Origin of the sequence: Maricaulis sp. (assembly GCF_039978735.1) — a bacterium.
Lineage (GTDB): Bacteria > Pseudomonadota > Alphaproteobacteria > Caulobacterales > Maricaulaceae > Maricaulis.
Genome location: NZ_JBDWAS010000048.1, coordinates 50,373 through 68,570, shown reverse-complemented (window position 1 = coordinate 68,570; position 18,198 = coordinate 50,373). Strand labels below are relative to the sequence as shown.

The 18,198-nt window shown below is 63.1% G+C and carries 19 protein-coding genes; 14 read left to right on the top strand and 5 right to left on the bottom strand.

Annotated features, from left to right (window positions below; translation table 11 throughout):
* The first annotated feature begins 87 nt into the window (after positions 1 to 87).
* From ABJO18_RS14845 to ABJO18_RS14830, 4 genes are all read left to right on the top strand, one after another.
* Positions 88 to 1,227, top strand: a complete 1,140-nt coding sequence (locus tag ABJO18_RS14845) for a hypothetical protein (protein WP_348507653.1) — start codon at positions 88 to 90, stop codon at positions 1,225 to 1,227.
* Positions 1,228 to 1,340: 113 nt separating this feature from the next.
* Positions 1,341 to 2,564: a threonine synthase gene (locus tag ABJO18_RS14840; protein WP_348507652.1), complete on the top strand. Its 1,224-nt coding sequence runs from the start codon at positions 1,341 to 1,343 to the stop codon at positions 2,562 to 2,564.
* Positions 2,565 to 2,736: 172 nt separating this feature from the next.
* Complete coding sequence (locus ABJO18_RS14835) at positions 2,737 to 3,462, top strand: hypothetical protein (protein WP_348507651.1); 726 nt, start codon at positions 2,737 to 2,739, stop codon at positions 3,460 to 3,462.
* Positions 3,463 to 3,797: 335 nt separating this feature from the next.
* On the top strand, positions 3,798 to 4,589 hold the full coding sequence (locus ABJO18_RS14830; protein WP_348507650.1) for a hypothetical protein: 792 nt from the start codon (positions 3,798 to 3,800) through the stop codon (positions 4,587 to 4,589).
* A 241-nt stretch (positions 4,590 to 4,830) separates the two neighbouring features.
* Here the strand turns inward: ABJO18_RS14830 and ABJO18_RS14825 are convergent, their stop codons facing one another.
* Positions 4,831 to 5,361 (bottom strand): transposase, encoded by a 531-nt coding sequence (locus ABJO18_RS14825; protein ID WP_348507649.1) that lies wholly within the window; start codon positions 5,359 to 5,361, stop codon positions 4,831 to 4,833.
* A gap of 288 nt (positions 5,362 to 5,649) precedes the next feature.
* Here ABJO18_RS14825 and purB point away from each other — a divergent pair, with 288 nt between their 5' ends.
* The 3 genes from purB (at position 5,650) to ABJO18_RS14810 (ending at position 8,548) form a co-directional block, all read left to right on the top strand.
* Positions 5,650 to 6,951 (top strand): adenylosuccinate lyase, encoded by a 1,302-nt coding sequence (gene purB / locus ABJO18_RS14820; protein ID WP_348507648.1) that lies wholly within the window; start codon positions 5,650 to 5,652, stop codon positions 6,949 to 6,951.
* Positions 6,952 to 7,468: 517 nt separating this feature from the next.
* Entirely contained in the window at positions 7,469 to 8,029 is a 561-nt protein-coding gene (locus ABJO18_RS14815) for a pyridoxamine 5'-phosphate oxidase family protein (protein ID WP_348509599.1), read from the top strand.
* A gap of 75 nt (positions 8,030 to 8,104) precedes the next feature.
* A complete protein-coding gene (locus ABJO18_RS14810; protein WP_348509598.1) occupies positions 8,105 to 8,548 on the top strand; it encodes a thioredoxin family protein in 444 nt (147 codons plus the stop codon).
* A 37-nt stretch (positions 8,549 to 8,585) separates the two neighbouring features.
* Here ABJO18_RS14810 and ABJO18_RS14805 read toward each other — a convergent pair whose 3' ends face one another.
* On the bottom strand, positions 8,586 to 8,909 hold the full coding sequence (locus ABJO18_RS14805; RefSeq protein WP_271185953.1) for a DUF1476 domain-containing protein: 324 nt from the start codon (positions 8,907 to 8,909) through the stop codon (positions 8,586 to 8,588).
* 254 nt (positions 8,910 to 9,163) lie between these two features.
* Here ABJO18_RS14805 and purC point away from each other — a divergent pair, with 254 nt between their 5' ends.
* Positions 9,164 to 9,919, top strand: coding sequence for a phosphoribosylaminoimidazolesuccinocarboxamide synthase (purC, locus tag ABJO18_RS14800; protein ID WP_348509597.1), 756 nt, complete (start codon positions 9,164 to 9,166; stop codon positions 9,917 to 9,919).
* Between the two features lie 78 nt (positions 9,920 to 9,997).
* On the opposite strand, the gene ABJO18_RS14795 is transcribed toward purC, so the two are convergent.
* Complete coding sequence (locus ABJO18_RS14795) at positions 9,998 to 11,062, bottom strand: hypothetical protein (protein ID WP_348515986.1); 1,065 nt, start codon at positions 11,060 to 11,062, stop codon at positions 9,998 to 10,000.
* A 297-nt stretch (positions 11,063 to 11,359) separates the two neighbouring features.
* On the opposite strand from ABJO18_RS14795, the gene purS reads away from it, so the two are divergent.
* From purS to purL, 4 genes are read left to right on the top strand one after another with little or no spacing between them, the layout of a single operon-like run.
* Positions 11,360 to 11,599 (top strand): phosphoribosylformylglycinamidine synthase subunit PurS, encoded by a 240-nt coding sequence (gene purS / locus ABJO18_RS14790; protein WP_271185951.1) that lies wholly within the window; start codon positions 11,360 to 11,362, stop codon positions 11,597 to 11,599.
* 15 nt (positions 11,600 to 11,614) lie between these two features.
* Positions 11,615 to 12,277 (top strand): phosphoribosylformylglycinamidine synthase subunit PurQ, encoded by a 663-nt coding sequence (gene purQ / locus ABJO18_RS14785; protein WP_271185950.1) that lies wholly within the window; start codon positions 11,615 to 11,617, stop codon positions 12,275 to 12,277.
* Positions 12,278 to 12,281: 4 nt separating this feature from the next.
* Positions 12,282 to 12,626: a darcynin family protein gene (locus ABJO18_RS14780; RefSeq protein WP_348509193.1), complete on the top strand. Its 345-nt coding sequence runs from the start codon at positions 12,282 to 12,284 to the stop codon at positions 12,624 to 12,626.
* Between the two features lie 18 nt (positions 12,627 to 12,644).
* Positions 12,645 to 14,873 carry a phosphoribosylformylglycinamidine synthase subunit PurL gene (gene purL / locus ABJO18_RS14775; protein WP_271185948.1) on the top strand — a complete coding sequence of 743 codons (2,229 nt, stop codon included), beginning with the start codon at positions 12,645 to 12,647 and terminating at the stop codon, positions 14,871 to 14,873.
* 585 nt (positions 14,874 to 15,458) lie between these two features.
* On the opposite strand, the gene ABJO18_RS14770 is transcribed toward purL, so the two are convergent.
* Positions 15,459 to 16,403: a M20/M25/M40 family metallo-hydrolase gene (locus ABJO18_RS14770; protein ID WP_348506683.1), complete on the bottom strand. Its 945-nt coding sequence runs from the start codon at positions 16,401 to 16,403 to the stop codon at positions 15,459 to 15,461.
* 86 nt (positions 16,404 to 16,489) lie between these two features.
* The gene (locus ABJO18_RS14765; protein WP_348515985.1) at positions 16,490 to 16,999 is read right to left on the bottom strand and encodes a YHS domain-containing (seleno)protein; all 510 of its coding nucleotides are present in this window, start codon (positions 16,997 to 16,999) and stop codon (positions 16,490 to 16,492) included.
* 121 nt (positions 17,000 to 17,120) lie between these two features.
* Here ABJO18_RS14765 and ABJO18_RS14760 point away from each other — a divergent pair, with 121 nt between their 5' ends.
* Together ABJO18_RS14760 and ABJO18_RS14755 are read left to right on the top strand one after the other, a co-directional pair.
* On the top strand, positions 17,121 to 17,357 hold the full coding sequence (locus ABJO18_RS14760; RefSeq protein WP_348506679.1) for a BolA family transcriptional regulator: 237 nt from the start codon (positions 17,121 to 17,123) through the stop codon (positions 17,355 to 17,357).
* A 6-nt stretch (positions 17,358 to 17,363) separates the two neighbouring features.
* Positions 17,364 to 18,185 (top strand): aldo/keto reductase, encoded by an 822-nt coding sequence (locus ABJO18_RS14755; RefSeq protein WP_348506677.1) that lies wholly within the window; start codon positions 17,364 to 17,366, stop codon positions 18,183 to 18,185.
* Positions 18,186 to 18,198 lie beyond the last annotated feature (13 nt).

The window sequence follows — 18,198 nt, the reverse complement described above, 5'->3', positions numbered from 1 at the left end:
TGCCCGGCCGCTTCGCACGTTTCGGACGCGGCGCGCCACGCGCTCTACTAGCCTTTCGGGCCTGTTTGCCTGCGTGCGAGGTTGTCCATGTCCGTCCGCCTGCTCGGCGCCGTCCTGGCGCTGATCCTGTTCCTCGCCTCCGACACAAACGCTGAATCTGCACACAGCCTGCTCGCCCCGCCCCTGACAGCCCGCTACGAAGCCGGCCTCTACGTCCACCATATCGCCGACCCCGAACGGCGGGTGGGAGACGAACCACGAACCGTGCAGGTCATGGTCTGGTATCCCGCCGAGACTGACGGCCGCATCCTCTCCCACCGCGAAACCATCGGCTTCGACGCCGCCGCGCGCGCGGCAGATGCGGGCACGCCGGCCGCACGGGCCGAACGCGTCTCCGGCATCGTGCAGCATGCCATCGACCGGGGTGCGGACGCCGGCCGGCTGGAGGCGTTTCTGGATGCTCCGACCCGGACCCGGCTCGGCGCGACACCGGCTGCCGGACCGTTCCCGGTGATCGTCTATGCGGCCAGCGTGTCCTCGCACCCTTATGAGAACACCGTCCTGCTTGAAACACTCGCCCGCCAGGGTTTCGTCGTCATCGCCACGCCCTCGGTCGGTATCGGGACCCGGGCCCAGGCGTCCGGCCGGGCGGGTATCGAGAACCAGCTGGCCGATATCCGGCTCTCCCTGCGCGTTGCAGACACGCTGGCCTTTGCGGACACCTCCCGTCTCGGCGTTGTCGGCTACAGCCGCGGCGGCGCCGTCGGCACGCTGCTGACGATGCAGGAGCCGCGGGTCAGGGTCTTTGTGTCCCTGGACGGATCGGAAGGGCGAGACATGCTGATCGGCGCAGTGCGCGAGAGCACCGGGTTCGATCTTGCCCGCTTCGACCGGCCGCACATGCATGTCTTCTCGGAGCCGGCAGAGAATTTCCCGGAGACGCGCGAGATCGTCGATGCGGCGCCCTCGCCCGACCGTCATGTCGTGCGCCTGCCGCAACTCGGCCATGGCGAGCTGGGATCGACCTTCATCATGCTGAACGGGTTCGCCCGGGGTGAAGATGCACGCCGCCCGGTCGCGCAGACGGCACCGGCCTACCAGGCCATGACTCTGCTGGTGCTCGACATGATGGACGCCCATCTCATGCGCAATGGCCCCGCCCGCGCCCGCCTCGCGAACGAGCGGCTGCGAACCGCGATCCCCGGCAGCGAGATTATCTGGGAGTAGGTGCAGCGCCCCGGGACAAAGCGCAGGCTGACCGGCAGCTGTCACGCCGCGGGAACCGCTGGGCGCTTCCCGCGTCCCTGTTATGATCGGCCTTCGCAACCTCGGGGACACAGATGCACAATCGCGCCTTCTACTTCACCCATCTGGAATGCTCGGAAACCGGCAAGCGCTACGAGATCGACACGCCGCACAATCTCTCCGATGCCGGCAAGCCGCTGCTGGCGCGCTATGACCTGGAGAAGATGAAGGGCGAGATCGACCGGGGTGCGATCTGGGCGCGAAACACCGGCTTCTGGAAGTGGCGCGAACTTCTGCCGGTCCATGACAGCGACGATATCTGCCGCCTGGGCGAGACCGATACGCCGCTGATCGATGTGCCCGCCACGGCGAAGGCGTCCGGCGCCACCGGCAAGGTGTGGGTGAAGGATGAGGGCCGCCTGCCCACGGGCTCGTTCAAGGCGCGCGGCCTCGCCCTCGCCGTCGCCATGGCGCACTCTTTCGGCATCAAGCGCCTCGCCATGCCGACAAACGGTAATGCCGGCGCCGCCATGTCGGCCTATGCCAGCCGGATGGGGATGGAGAGCTGGTGCTTTGCCCCCGAGGACACGCCGCAGATCAATCTGGACGAGATGGCGCTGCAGGGCGCGAAAGTCTTCAAGGTGAACGGCTATATCCATCATTGCGGCGCCCTCGTTGCGGCCGGCAAGGACGAGATGGGCTGGTTCGACGTCTCCACCCTCAAGGAGCCCTATAGGATCGAGGGCAAGAAGACGATGGGGCTGGAACTGGCCGCCCAGATGGGCTGGAAACTGCCCGACGCGATATTCTATCCCACCGGCGGCGGCACCGGCCTGATCGGCATGTGGAAGGCCTTCGACGAGATGGAAAAACTTGGCTGGATCGGCCCGGAACGCCCCAAGATGTTCGCCGTCCAGGCCGAGGGCTGTGCTCCTATCGTGAAAGCCTTCGAGGCCGGCGAACGCCATGCCGAGGAATGGCTCGACGCCCAAACCGCCGCCATGGGCATCCGCGTGCCCAAGGCCATCGGCGACTTCCTGATCCTGGACGCCGTCCGTGAAAGCGGCGGCGCGGCGGTGGCGGTGTCGGAAGCGGCGATCGAGACGGCCCGCACCCGCTGTGCCCGCGAGGACGGCTTGCTGCTCTGCCCCGAAGGCGCCGCGACGCTGGCCGCCATGGAAAAGGCCATGGGTGACGGGCTGGTGGCGCGCGATGCCGAGTGCGTGCTGTTCAATTGCGGCTCGGGATTGAAGTACAAGATGCCGGACGGGGCGGTGGCGCTGGACCGGCACAGCGAGGTGGATTGGGGGGCGATGTAGTGCCACCTTCAGCGCACTATTGGAGGCGCTTTTGGCAACATCAGGTCCACCCACCACAGTTCAAACAAACTTGTTCGCGTGTATCACCAGTGCTGCAATGCGAAGCGAACGAGAAGATATCTGCGAGGGGGTTTCGCTAGAACGCGTCTACGTTGATGCTTTTGGTCACACGATGACTGCATATGCGCCGCCACCTTCCGCTAAAGCGCACCATCCCTCTCCTTGGGTGCCGGTGCTAGCAAGCACCAAGTTCGACTGTCGCGTTCAGATACGGGTATCAAGCGGCAAAGCTCAAGACGAAGCTGCCGCGCTGAATACTGCATGGCTCGCCGCGACTGTTCTACGGTGCCGTTTGGGTGCTCCGATCCGCATCCCGTTCTATTCCCCCGTTTCGTTCAACGAGATTCCAACCACGTCACCAGCCCCCCAAATCACCCCTTTCGAAATGGGAGAAACGCATATCGGAGCATTCACCACCCGTGTTTGCGACTTGGAAAAAGAAGGAATTCAATGGCTAAAAGAGATGCTACCAAGCGCCACACACCTATTTTCCGATCTACGTTTTCGTCGTTTTCTGACCCTGTCCGACACAGCTCAATGGGCTCATTCGCCAGAGGCCGGGTGCATTATGGTCTGGACTGCGCTTGAAGTTTTTTTTGACCTCTCGGACAAGCAGGACAAAACGAAAGCTATCTCTCGGTGCCTCTCGAAATATCTGGCGAGCGAAAGGTCTGAATACGACAAGATTTTTCCTCTCGTTCGGAAGCAGTACCAACACCGTGGCAGCGCAGTGCATGCTGGCGCTTCTCTGGAAAATTCCGACGTGGCGCAAACATTTAGGTTAGCAAACGTTGTGCTACAGCAATGCCTTATCCAACGCGAGCTACCAGCCACGTAGTTCGCGCCCTTCTCCGCCCAGCCCATTATTGCCCGCGCGTTTCAACCCCGAGGGGGTGAAAACGTCATGACGGCTGGCGCGGTGGCGCTGGATAAGCACAGCGAGTAGGATTGGGGGCGATGTAGCTTCTTTCTTCCCCATTCCATGGGGAAGTGGGCCGATGCGGAGCATCGGGTCGAAGGGGGCGCGGCCTCAGGCCGCGAAAGACGCTCGGCTCAACCCTTCCGCCGCGTACCGCGGCGGCCCCTCCCCCGCTTCGCGGGTCCCCCTCCCCATGAAATGGAGAGGAAAGGCGGCATTCTTGCCCCGGGCATTTCCCTTCTGGGTAGAAGGACATGTACCTCCGGTACGTGTCCTCGGAAAAACAGACTTTGATTGCAGCGAAATTGCGCAACAATCGCCGCATGGCGCGCCTTCACATCGGTCGCATCCCGCTGGCCGTACTCGTATTCAGTATCTGGCTTCTTCCTCCGGCACTCGACTGGCTCGCCGCGGCCGAGACGCTGCCCGAAATCCAGGGTCAGCTCCGGGATGCGCTGCGAGTCCCGGAAGTCGTTCGCGGGTACATCAATGCCATCACCCTGATTTGCGGACCGGTGGTCGTTTTCCTGAGCGAACCGCCAGCCCCGATGGTTGCGAAAGCTGGCGACATCGAAGACCCGCAAAGAAGTATCGCCGGCATCTTCGACTTCGCCGCAATCATGGTCGCGATCGCCTTGCCCATTGAGATCGGCCTGCAGGCACTGGACGATCTCCACACCGGCCAGACGGCGTGGTGGAACGGTGTGGCGCGTCCTCACGGCTTCATCAACGTGTTCGTCCTGCCGGCCTGGCTCGCCTACACCGCCTGGCATCTGGGACGACGCAAACAGACGCTCGGGCAGTATGTCGCGCGCTATCGGCTGGTCCATCCGGGCCCGCCAGTGAGCTGGCGTGAACCGCTCTACCAGAGCATTCGCGTCTTCTTCTACGGGGCGTGGGTGAAGCGTGGCTACCGGCACAAGGTGCTGCCGCAGGACTACGCCTATGGATGGTACAAACCAACACTCCCGAGCTCCCCGCCCGACAGACCGGGCTGGTATGCAAGCGCCGGCGTTGTCGCGGAAGAGCTCAAATACGATGAATGAAGAACCGGTGCCCACGACGCCAAAGGCGGGCTGATCAGTCGGCTGAAGCCGACGATGTCCGATGGCGCGGTCACGCTGGACTTGCACAGCGAGGTCGATTGGGGGGCGATGTAGTTCGCAGAGGGACATGTACCTAGGGTACGTGTCCCGGGAAAACGAGGGGCTTTCCTGTAGACAGAAGCGATGTGCCGTCGGTTACTCGCCGGGACACGTACCCAAGGTACATGTCCCTCGGTTCGCGCTAGGCGTAGGGGTCGATGGCGTGCAGGTAGGCTTCCCAGTCGGCGACACGATCCTGCATCGGTCCGACCCGCACCAGATCGTCATCCCGGCCCGCCAGATGAGCATGCACGCTTGACCAGCGCCAGTCCTCGGCACGCGCGACCAGGCCCGCTCGCACGGGATTGAACTCGATGTAGCGGCAGGCAGCGAACAGGCGGTCTTCATCCATCGGCGATGACTTGTAGCGGCCTTGCCAGAGGAGGCCTGCTCCGCCCGCCCCCTGATTGTAGTACTGGGTGTATAGCCGGTGCGTTCGCCCAATGGCCCTCGACAGCCCGCCTGCATCATCCGGGACGAGGACGAGATGGACGTGATTGGGCATCAGGCAATAGGCCCTGCACTGGACCGCTTCCTGTTGGCAGGACTCGGTCAGCAACCGGATATAGCGGGCATAATCATCGTCGCTGAAGAAGACCTGCTGCCGGCGATTGCCGCGCTGGGTGACGTGGTGCGGCGTGCCTGGATAGACGATGCGGGCGGAGCGCGGCATGCCGGTCTCCATCGGTTGAGATTTACACTTTATAAGAGCAAAACAGAAGAGTCTCAATCATAGATATATTTTGAAGACTTCTCAGAGGGACATGTACCTTTGGTACGTGTCCCGGAAGAGAGAGGAGGCGCCGGAAGAGCCGGAAGCGTCCGACGCTGCCTGAAGGCTGTCGCCCCAGTTCCCCGGGACACGTACCAAAGGTACATGTCCCTCGATCCCCACACTTGACCTTCCCGCTCTTTCAGAGCATCCCCCGCGCTTCTCCACATCGCACACGGAGCACCGCCGATGATCCCCCGCTATACCCGTCCGGAAATGGCCGCCATCTGGTCGGACCAGAACAAGTACAGGATCTGGTACCTGATCGAGGCGCACGCGACGGAGAAGCTGGCGGAGCTGGGTGTGGTGCCGCAATCGGCGGTCGAGGCGGTCTGGAAGGCCAAGGATGTCGAGTTCGACGTCGACCGGATCAACGAGATCGAGGCCGAGGTGAAGCATGACGTCATCGCCTTCCTCACCCATCTGGCCGAGCATGTCGGCGAAGAGAGCCGCTTCGTCCACCAGGGCCTGACCTCCTCGGACGTGCTGGACACCTGCCTCGCCGTGCAGATGAAACAGTCCGCCGACCTGTTGCTGGAGGGCATGGACCGCGTGCTGACGGCGCTGAAGGCGCGCGCGGAAGAGCACAAATACACCGCCTGTATCGGCCGCTCGCACGGCATCCACGCCGAGCCGACGACGATGGGCCTGAAATTCGCGCGCTTCTATGCCGAGTTTGCCCGCAATCGCGACCGCCTGGTGCGGGCGCGTGACGAGATCGCCACCTGCGCCATTTCCGGTGCCATCGGCACGTTCGCGAATGTCGATCCGGCGGTGGAAGAACATGTCGCCGAACAGATGGGCCTGACGGTGGAGCCGATCTCCACCCAGGTCATCCCGCGCGACCGCCACGCCAATTATTTCGCCGTGCTGGGCCTGATCGCCTCGGCGATCGAGAATATCGCCATCGAGGTGCGCCATCTCCAGCGCTCCGAAGTGCGCGAGGCGCAGGAATATTTCTCGCCGGGCCAGAAGGGCTCGTCGGCCATGCCGCACAAGCGCAATCCGATCCTGACGGAGAACCTGACCGGCCAGGCCCGCCTGGTGCGCTCGGCCGTGGTGCCGGCGATGGAGAATGTGGCGCTGTGGCACGAGCGGGACATCTCCCACTCCTCCGTCGAGCGCGGCATCGGTCCGGACGCCAATGTGCATCTGGACTTCGCCCTGCACCGCACCGCCGGCATGATCGAGAAACTGATCGTCCATGCCGACCGCTGCGCGGAAAACCTCAACGCCTATGGCGGCATCCACAATTCCCAGCGCGTCCTTTTGGCCCTCACCCAGGCCGGCGCAAGCCGCGAGGTGAGCTATCGCCTGGTCCAGCGCAACGGCATGAAGACCTGGGATGAAGGCGGCATGCTGGTCGACCACCTGAAGGCTGACGCCGAGGTCACCGCCCTGCTCTCGAACGAGCAGATCGAGGCCTGTTTCGACGAGGCCTACCACATGAAGCATGTGGACACGATTTTCCGGCGGGTGTTCGGGGAGTAGGCGTTTTCGCGATACGACTGAGGCAGGCTTGGACGTGCGAGTACCGCTCGCAATCATCCATAGAGCGCATGCCAGCCACTTCGCCGTATCCGGTTTTTCAGGGCACGAAACGTGCCCGCCCTGAACCCGTCATCCCGACGAGAGCGGGACCCAGATCGTCAAGCGATCCAGTGCCAAGTCTGGCTCAACCCGGCCTTATGAACTGGGCCCTGACCGAAGCCTGCGCCCGCGAAGGCGGGGGTCAGGGTGACGGTGATTGAAGCCGGGATTCAGCAAGATTGCGGCTGTTGGCACAGCATTCAAGCTCAGAAAGACCGCCCCTACCCCGTCATCCTGACGAAGGTCAGGACCCAGTTTATAGAGCGAGCTGGTGCCAGGCCTGGCTCAATCCAGTCCTTTGAACTGGGCCCTGACCTTCGTCAGGGTGACGTTTGATGGGGCTCGGACAACAAGACCAAGCACGCCCCGCGGCCGATTTGTAAGTTGCACGCTGCAGCGCGCCCCCTAAATTCCCCCCATGTCCAAGCTCTACGACTCGATCGACGATCGCCTCACGGCCTTCATCGAAAAGCAGAAGATGTTCTTTGTGGCGACGGCGCCGTCGGGGGATGAGGGGCATGTGAATGTCTCGCCCAAGGGCTATGACAGTTTCCGCATACTGGGGCCGAACGAGGTGGCTTTCCTCGATCTGGGCGGGTCGGGTGTGGAGACGATTGCGCATCTGCGCCAGAACGGGCGGATCACCTTCATGTTCTGCGCCTTCGAGGGCGCAGCGAACATATTGCGCCTCTACGGCACGGGCGAAGCGACCTGTTTCGACGATCCGGGCTTTGCAGAGAAGAAGGCCCTCTTCCCGGACTTCCCCAAAGTACGCGCGATCATCACCGCGAAGATCCACCGCATCGCCGACAGTTGCGGCTGGGGCGTGCCCTTCTACGATTTCAAGGGCGAGCGCGACCAGCTGATCCGCTATAACGAGCACCGTACCGACGAGGTCTGGCGCGAACGCCGCTATACCGGCAATGCCGAGTCGATTGACGGCCTGCCGGGCCTGGTAAAGCCGGATGCTGCGGAATGACGCCAGCGTGATCGCTTCGTGCAGTGACCGCCGGGGACGCCGCGGCTAAACGGGTCGTCCTGGAGGAAGATCGATATGCGACTGATTGCTGCCGTGCTGGCCGGACTGGCCCTGTTTCTTGGACCCAATTTCGTGCGGGCCGCCTGGGACGAGGCAGCTCCGGCGGAAGAGCCGCGCCTGGTGGCCGCGATGTTCCGCTCATCCTGGTGCGGCGCCTGCCGCGTGCTGGAACCGCGGGTCGAGGATGTGCGCGAGGAGATGGCCGGTGAACCGATCGGCTGGGTGCGGTTCAACTTCACCTGGGGCCAGCGCGACGCTCTGCGCGGTCTGGCCGAGGAAGAAGGCATCGCACCGCTTTATGACGAGCTGGCCGGCCGCACCGGTTTCCTCGTGCTGATGGATCGCGAGACCGGGCAGGTATTCGAGATCGTCACGATGGATTATGACCGTACCCGTATCCGCGAAGCCCTGGAGCGCTGGCTGGTCGTCGTCGACCGGCTGGAAAGCGTCGAGGGCTGACGCGCCTCCCCGGTTACGGGCGAGGCGCGAACCGGACCTAGCCTTCGGCCTGGATCTGCTGGCGGGCGGTGGCGAGGAGGTCGTCCATCTGCTTGCGCAGCAGGTGGTCGGACAGGTCGACATTGCGGGCGTCCAGATCGCCGCGCACCTTGCGGAAGACGTCGTCATCGCCGGCTTCCTCGAAATCGGCAACGATGACCGACTTGGCGTATTCGGCCGCGGCTTCGCCATCGAGGCCCATCAGCTCGGCAGCCCACAGGCCCAGGAGCTTGTTGCGGCGGGCGGCCGCCTTGAATTCGAGTTCCTGGTCGTGCGCGAACTTGTTCTCGAAGCCTTTTTCGCGATCGTTGATGCCCGACATGGGTCTCTCCTTGAGGATGTCCATTTGCCCGAGTGACTAGCTCGGCAAGGGGTCTAAATCAATCTTCACCGCACACAAGGATGCGGCGATCTCGAAACAATCCTACCGCACCGCGGCAAGACGTTGCAGAGGGACGCGCACGCGGATATTTTCCCCCCTTCGATGCGCGGTCCGGTTCTCGATTCGGGCCGCGTCTCTCTTTTCGGGTCGACTGCCCCGGCTGCCGGGGCTGACCGCCAATGGAGCGTCCGCCCATGTCCCGCCGCAAGATGATCTACGAAGGCAAGGCCAAGATCCTGTATGAAGGCCCCGAACCGGGCACGATCGTGCAGTATTTCAAGGACGACGCCACCGCCTTCAACAACCAGAAGAAGGCCACGCTCGAGGGCAAGGGCGTGCTGAACAACCGGATTTCCGAGTATATCATGCTCGGGCTCGGCCGGATCGGCATTCCGACCCATTTCATCAAGCGTCTGAACATGCGCGAACAACTGGTGCGCCAGGTCGAGATCATTCCGCTGGAAGTGGTCTGCCGCAATGTCGCCGCCGGTTCGATCAGCCAGCGCCTGGGCGTGCCGGAAGGCGACCCGCTGCCGCGCTCCATCGTCGAATTCTACTACAAGAAGGACGAGCTGGGCGATCCGATGGTGTCCGAAGAGCACATCACGGCGTTCAACTGGGCCTCCACCCAGGAGATCGACGACATGATGGCGATGACGCTGCGGGTGAACGACTTCCTGTCCGGCATGTTCTCCGCCGCCGGTATCCGCCTCGTCGACTTCAAGCTGGAATTCGGCCGCCTCTACGAGGGCGACATGGTGCGCACCGTGCTGGCCGACGAGATCAGCCCGGACAGCTGCCGCCTGTGGGACATGGAAACCAACGAAAAGATGGACAAGGACCGGTTCCGCCGCGATCTGGGCAATGTCACCGAGGCCTATGCCGACGTGGCCCGCCGCCTGGGTATCATGAAGGAACACGGCCAGACGCCAACAAATGAGGGGAAATAACCCGCCTCACCGATTTCCCGTCGAGGCGGGCTGATCCGCAAGCACCTTCCGGTTTCGGCGCGGCGAGATAGCCGGCGATCAATCCCCGCGTGAAAAAGAGTTCGCTGATCTCGTGAACAGCGTTGGCGAAACGCTCAATTCGTCGAAGTCGCGCCGCACGACCGCATTGTCGAGGATAAGCTCGATATCCTCACGCAAGCTGGACACGTCGGGAAACGGTGTATTTTTTGAATAATCACGCAATTTCGGTTCACAGCCGGTGACCCTTTTCAGGACTGTGTTGTATCCACGCGAACGCAGCTCAGATTGAGTCTGGACCGGAACAGGTATTTTCTCACGAAATTTCCTTTTCTTTCCTGCCAGCTCGCCAAGAGCGTAATATGAATCCCTACTCAACCCACCGAAAGCATTGCAAATCAACTTAAAATACAACAAGTTTCCGCCAATACTTACATTGCTCTCCCATTCGTCCAGAACAGTTGACGGATAGTACGGAAGCTCCGCGTGATGACAAAAATCCTGAACTATATCCCCTTCCTCCAGGAGATTTTTGTTAAAGTAACGAAAACAGGAACCGTGAGAAAATTCGTACCAGGCACTTACAAATTCACCCAAACGGGTGTCAAACATCCTCAAGTACGAATACGGGTCTGCGAAACAATTATTCGCATGAATGAATTGCGCATAGCTTGAACAATAATAACCAACAATTTCCCTGATATAACAAATCGTGTACAAATGATGACCGGAAAACATTTCTTTTAAAGAAGAAGAATTTTTTATATTTTGAAACGACTCACTACTAAGTACCAAAGTGCTACAATTCGATTCGTTTTGCTGACGCTCTATTTCTCGCAAAAAATTTTCGGCCGCGCTTGTGTCCCCCCGCTGTAACGCGTGGACAAATTCGTGATGAGCGGTCTCGATCCGGCCCGAGAGAATGCCAAGATCGGGATATAGAACACCGTCCCGCTTCAGCGCTTCCCTGTTCTTGCTGAGATACCTCTGCACGCTTGATGTGCCGGTCTTGTGCCGGCCAATATGAAGAACAACCTTCAACGTCCTTGAGAATGCCACAGAGCGCCCCCCGTCGTGTCCCCACCGACGGCCGATAAAAAACTCCAGCCACCGAGAGTCAATCATCGGCTCCGGCCGACATTCTGCTGCAGCCCGGACAGCCGCGAATGTCTGTAGAAGGCATCGCCGGGGCCTCCATACAGAAACGCCGCACCCACGGCCGCTGTGAGCGCCGTGGAAAATGGCCGTCGTTTGCGTTGCCCCCAGAGCCCCGCGCCGGCGGCCCCTTGATCGATTTGCACTGTGAGCCTGAACCGGGAGACCATTCGTCCACTGAAACTCGACCCCCTTGTCAATTGCGCCCAAGGCCATGTCGCTTTATTGAGGGCGCGAATTTCAGGCCTTGAAAAGCGAGTCGAGCCCGTGAAAGCGAAAATCCACGTCTATCTGAAACCCGGCGTCCTTGATCCCCAGGGAGCCGCCGTCGCCGGCGCGCTGCACAATATGGGCTATGACGAAGTCGTCGAGGCCCGCCAGGGCAAGCTGATCGAGCTGGACCTGACCGGCGACGATGCCGAAAAGGCCCGCACCCGGGTCGAGGAAATGTGCGCCAAACTCCTCTCCAACCCGGTGATCGAGAGTTACTCGATCGAGCTGGAATAGCGGGGTCCGGCCGAGATGAAATCCGCCGTCATCGTCTTCCCCGGCTCCAATTGCGACCGCGACGCCCATGATGCGATCGCGAAAGTCACGGGCCACGCCCCCGCCATGGTCTGGCACCAGGAAAGCGAACTGCCCGAGGGCACCGATTTCGTGATGGTGCCGGGCGGGTTCTCCTATGGCGACTATCTGCGCTGTGGCGCCATGGCCTCGCGCTCGGCGATCATGCCGGCCATTGTGGCCCACGCGGCTACCGGTGCGCCGGTCCTTGGCGTGTGCAACGGCTTCCAGATCCTCACCGAAAGCGGTCTCCTGCCCGGCGCGCTGATGCGCAATGCCGGCCTGAAATTCGTCTGCGAGAAGGCGAAGCTGAAGGTGGAGAACGCCAATACCCGCTTCACCTCGCACTATGAGGGCGGTGCCGAACTGATCGTGCCGATCGCGCACCATGACGGCAATTACTTCGCCGACGACGAGACCCTCGACCGGATCGAGGGCGAGGGCCAGGTGATCTTCCGCTACGGCAGGAACCCGAACGGCTCCAAGCGCGACATCGCCGGCATCACCAACGAGCAGGGTAATGTCATGGGCATGATGCCCCACCCGGAACGCGCCGTGGACGAAAAGCACGGCGGCACGGACGGGCTGAAACTGTTCGAGAGCCTCCTGGGGAGCGCGTGATCCGATGGCCGAGCAATATGCCGTCTTCCTGTTGCTGACCGCCCGCCCGGAATGGCTGAGCAAGTCCCGGGAAGCCCGCTCGTCCTTTATCGAGAAAACCATCGCACCGATCATCGCGCGCTTTGAAACGGTCAATTGCCGCTTCTTCGACGCCGAGGCCTTCAATGCGAATTGCAGCGACGTGCTGATGGTGGAAACGCCTGACCTGGCGGCCTATCGCCGCTTCATCGACTGCCTGCGCGATACCGCGCTGTTCTCTGCCCCCTATTTCGATGTCGAGGCCATTATTCCGGCCGTCGAGGACGATCATCGCAAGCATGACGACTTCCTCTCCGCCGACAAAGCCTAGACGAACCGAGACGCACCCATGACCCAATACGCCGAAGGCATCACCGCCGAGATCGTCGCCGAGCACGGCATCAATGACGAAGAATACGCCATCATCCTCGACCGTCTGGGCCGGGCGCCCAACCTCGTGGAACTGGGCATTTTCTCGGTCATGTGGTCGGAACACTGTTCCTACAAGTCCTCGCGCGCCCATCTGGGCCGGCTGCCGACGGATGGCGAGAAGGTGATCCAGGGCCCGGGCGAGAATGCCGGCGTGATCGATATCGGCGACGGCCAGGCCGCCATCTTCAAGATGGAAAGCCACAACCACCCCTCCTTCATCGAGCCCTATCAGGGTGCGGCGACGGGTGTGGGCGGCATCCTGCGCGACGTCTTCACCATGGGCGCACGCCCGGTGGCACTGATGAATGCGCTGCGCTTTGGCGCGCCGGACCATCCCAAGACGCGCCAGCTGGTTTCCGGCGTGGTCGCCGGCATCGGCGGCTACGGCAATTGCGTCGGCGTGCCGACCGTCGGCGGCGAGACGAATTTCCACGCCGGCTATAACGGCAATATCCTGGTCAACGCGATGGCGGTGGGCCTGGCCGATGCGGACAAGATCTTCTACGCCCGCGGCGCCGAGCCGGGCCAGCCGATCGTCTATGTCGGCTCCAAGACCGGCCGCGACGGCATCCACGGTGCCACCATGGCCTCGGCCGAGTTCGACGATGCTTCCGAAGAGAAGCGTCCCACCGTCCAGGTCGGCGATCCCTTCGTCGAGAAAAAGCTGATCGAGGCCTGCCTCGAACTGATGGCGACCGATGCCATCGCCGCCATCCAGGATATGGGCGCTGCCGGCCTCACCTCCTCCTCGGTCGAGATGGCCGACAAGGGCGGGATCGGCATCCATCTGGACATGGACAAGGTGCCCCAGCGCGAAGCCAACATGACGGCCTACGAGATGATGCTCTCGGAAAGCCAGGAACGCATGCTGGTCATCATGAAGCCGGGCCGCGAGGACGTTGCCCACGAGATCTTCCGCAAATGGGAACTCGATGTCGCCGTGATCGGCGAGACGACCGATACCGGCCGCATGGTGCTGACCCACAAGGGCGAGACCGTGTGCGACATCCCGGTGGCGCCGCTGGCCGACGATGCGCCGAAGTACGAGCGCCCCTATTTCGCACCGGAAGTGCGCGCCCAGATCCACGCCAAGGACATCGCCCAGCCCGATCATATGGGCGAGGTGCTGCTGAAGCTGATGTCCTCGCCGGACATGGCCTCCAAATCCTGGATCTGGAAACAGTATGACCGCCACGTGATGGCGGATACGGCGGCCTCCTCCGAGGATCCGTCCGACGCGGCCATCGTCCGCGTGCACGGCACCAGCAAAGCGCTGGCCATCACCACCGACTGCACGCCGCGCTATTGCTACGCCCACCCGTTCGAGGGCGGCAAGCAGGCCGTGGCCGAAGCCTGGCGCAATCTGACCGCCACCGGCGCCGACCCGATCGCGATCACCGACTGCCTGAATTTCGGCAATCCCGAGCGCGAGGAGATCATGGGCCAGTTCGTCGGCTGTATCGACGGCATGGCGATGGCCTGCGCCACGCTCGGCTTCCCGGTCGTGTCGGGCAATGTCAGCCTCTACAACGAGACCAATGGAGCTGCCATTCCGCCGACCCCGGCGATCGGCGGTGTCGGCCTGATCCCGGATATCGACAAGCGGGCCGGTTTCGGCGGCATGAAGGATGGCGATATCCTGCTCGTGGTCGGCGAGACCCAGGGTGTGATGGGCGCTTCGGTCTATCTCAAGGTCATCGAGGACCGCGAAGACGGCGACGCACCACATGTCGATCTGGACGCGGAGAAGGCCAATGGCGATTTCGTGCGCGGCCAGATCCGCACCGGCCGCCTGACGGCCTGTCACGATGTTTCCGACGGCGGCCTCGCCTGTGCCGCGGCCGATATGGCCCTGGCCTCGGATTGCGGCATCAAGCTGGCCCATGAGGGGGCCAACCCGCCGATGCACGGCTTCCTCTTCGGTGAGGACCAGTCGCGCTATCTGATCGCCGCCCGGAAGGAGGACGCCATCGCCATCCTGCAGGATGCCAAGGCGGACGAGATTCCGGTCCAGGTGGTCGGCCTCGCCGGCGGCACTGCGATCAGCGTCAACGGCGCCCACCCGCTCGAACTCGACCGCCTGCGTGCGGCCTGGGAAGGCTGGATGCCCGGCCTGATGGACCAGCTCGTCGAAGCGGCGGAATAGCGGGTCTCTCTCATTTTCCCCTCTCCCCCGCCGGGGAGAGGAATCAAAGGTGAGGGGCGGCCGCGACAGCGGCCCGCTAAAGGCTTGTCTCATGCGCGGCTCTGCCGCGCGCCCCTCATCCGCCGCTGCGCGGCACCTTCTCCCCAGAGGGGGAGAAGAAGGTTGGTGCGCCTCGGCCACGCTGTTCCCCCTCTCCCGCCGTCATCCTGACGAAAGTCAGGACCCAGACCGTAAAGGCAGACCTGGGCTGGGCGGGCTCAGCTCGTGCCAAGCCGTCATGGGAGATAAGGGTGTATTCGCGACCACCCAGCTCTATGAACTGGGCCCTGACTGAAGCCTGCGCCCGCGAAAGCGGGTGTCAGGGTGACGGTGATGGTTGCGGCTTCAGCGCTCGTTTTTCCCGGACGGAGGCCTGCGCAGGCAGGCTGCAGATCCGGGATCTACCGAGGGTCATTTCAAGCGATGAGCTTCTCGTTGGTCCCGGCACTCCGCCCGGCCTTCGCCGGGCTTTCAGCCGGGAAAAGCGGAATGGTGTTTAGGGGGTGGCGCCTACTCTCCCTACAAGGGGAGAAGCGGAAAAAGAGCCTACCGCCCCGCGGCTTCGCCGATTTCGTCCAGCCTCTCATCCGCCTCCCGGGCGAAGTCGAGGATGGCGGCGGAGGCGTCCTGGAAGAAGTCCAGCGTCATGTTCTCATAGGTGTCGGTCGGCTGGTGGTAGTGCGGGTGGAAGTCGACGCCGAGATAGATGAAGGGAATGCCGGCGACGTGGAACGCCCCCGAATCCGTCAGCAGCGTCCAGTCACCGCCCGGCTCCTCGGTCGGCTCGTCATAGCCCATCGGCATCGAGACATCGGCCCGCGCCGCGACTTCTTCGACCATCGGGACGAGGAAGGGGTAGTGATAGGTGCCGACGGCCCACAGGATGCGGTCCTGCGACATGGCGACCATGTCCATGTTGAGATTGAAGGTGATGTTCTCCACCGGGATGGGCGGATTGGCGACAAAGGCGCGCGCGCCCTGCAGGCCCCGCTCCTCGGCGTCGACAAAGGCGAAGATCACGTCATGCTCGGGCGGGTTGGCGACAAAGTCCGCGGCAATCGCGAGCACCGAGGCCACGCCGGAGGCATTGTCGTCGGCGCCGTTCCAGATCTGCCCGTCGCGCATGCCCTCATGGTCATAGTGCGCCGTAACGACCAGCGTGCGCGCGCTGTCCGACGTGCCCTCGATCTGCGCCAGGATGTTCACACCGGTAATGTCTTCGTCCGGGGTGCGCGGCAGGGAGAAGGTGAAGCTGTGCTCATAGCTGCCGTCCACGGGAGCAACGCCGATGCCCTCCAGACGCTCGATGATGTAGGCGCGCGCCAGGGCATTGCCCTCGGTTGCCACTTCGCGGCCTTCCATGTCGTCGGCGGCCAGGATGCGCAGATCTTCCAGCAATTGCTCGCGATCGAGCGCCGGCGCCTCCTGGGCGCACCCCGCCTGCGTAAGGACGGCAAAAGAAACGGCAGCGCTGAACAGGATGGACCGCATGAAAACTCCCCCGGATTGACCAATCCGGGGGAGCTTGCCACGGCACACGCCGGGAACACACTGAATTTTCGGTCAGTATCTGCGGTTTACTGGAACCAGCCGCGCGGCGGGCTGGCTGCGGGTTCCGCTTCCAGCTCCGGCCAGTTGGCATCGGCCTGCGTGATGAAACCGTCGATGTCGCGCTCCCAGCGGCGCTGGATGCCGGCATCGTAATTCATGTAGAGCACGCCATCGACAATCCGGTAGGCCTGCGGATCGGTACGCGCCTTGTAGCCGCGCGAGGCCGCCCAGGCGCAATGCCCGTCATAGGCGGGGATGTAGCGCTGCGGATTGGCCAGGAAGGCCTCGCGATTGGCCTCGCTGGCGAAATGCCAGACGGCCCCGTTATACTCGGCACTGATATCCGCCAGTCCCATCTGCGGGGTCTCGGCGGTGTAATAGGAAACCACGTCGAAACCGCTGACGGCCCTTCCGTCCCGGTCGACATATTGCTCGCCGGCAAAGGCCGCGCCGGCCAGCAGGAAGACCGCCAGCGCGAGATTGGCAGCGCCCAGCGACAGGCGAAGGCAGGTTTTGGCAGTCAACAACAGGCTCATGGTCTTTTCCCTTGCGGTCGTGGCGACTAGCTTGGCCCCCGATATGCGCCCGACACCGGTCCGGTAAAAGGCACAACGCAACACGCCGGATCACACATCCGTCACCGCCCGGAGAGCCGCCATGCCCATGCCTGCCGAGGATATCATCGCCCTGATCAAGGCCGGTATTCCCGATGCCGATGTCGAAATGGAAGACCTGGCCGGCGATAATGATCACTGGAAGGCGGTGGTCACGTCGGAAAGCTTCCGCGGCAAGCTGCGCGTCGCCCAGCACCAGATGGTCTATGCCGCGCTCGGCGACAAGATGGGCGGGGAGCTGCACGCCCTCGCCCTGGAAACCCGCGTGCCGGCAGGCTGAGCCGGCGTGATCGACGACCCGGCCTTCTCCCGTCTCGGCTTTGGCGTATCCGGCCCGCACGCCGGCTGGGCCATGCCGCGTCACGCCACGGAAGAGCTGGTGCGCCGGGCCGTCGGCCTGGGGATCACCCTGTTCGACACCGGCCCGTCCTATGGCAAGGGCGAGGCGGAACGCCGGCTGGGGCGCGCACTCCAGACCGTGCCGCGCGACAAGGTCTTCGTGGCCACCAAGGCCGGCATCGGCCCGGGTGGACGCCGTGATTTCTCCGCCGGCGCCGTGGAAATGTCCCTGCGCGCCTCGCTGGACCGGCTGGCGATGAACCATGTCGACCTCCTGCTGCTGCACGGTCCTGCCGCGGCCGAGATGAGCGACAAGCTGATCCGCCATCTCCAGGCCTTCCGCGAGCGCGGCATGGTGCGCTATCTCGGCGTTTGCGGCCGCGGCGGCGAGCTCGATGCCGCCATCGATACCGGGGCGTTCCAGGCGATCATGGCACCGGTCAATCCCGGGCTTTCCGACACAGAGACGGCCCGGCTGGAACGGGCCCGCGCGGCCGGACTGCGTGTGCTGGGTATCGAGGTGATGGCCGGCACCACACGCCGCCGCCTGCCGCGCTCGCGCAGCGATCTTTGGTACTGGGCCCGGCAGACCAGGCGCAGCCTTCTGGGTACGGCACCGGCCGTGCCGGTCAATACGCCGCAGCTGGGCCTGAAATGGGCGCTCGAAAACGGACCGGCAGATGCGCTAGTGTGCCTGACAACACGCCACGCCAATCTGGCCGAGAATGCCCGGCTGGCGGCCCTTGAAGCCCGAGCCTCCGCTTCCTAGCTGAACGGACAGA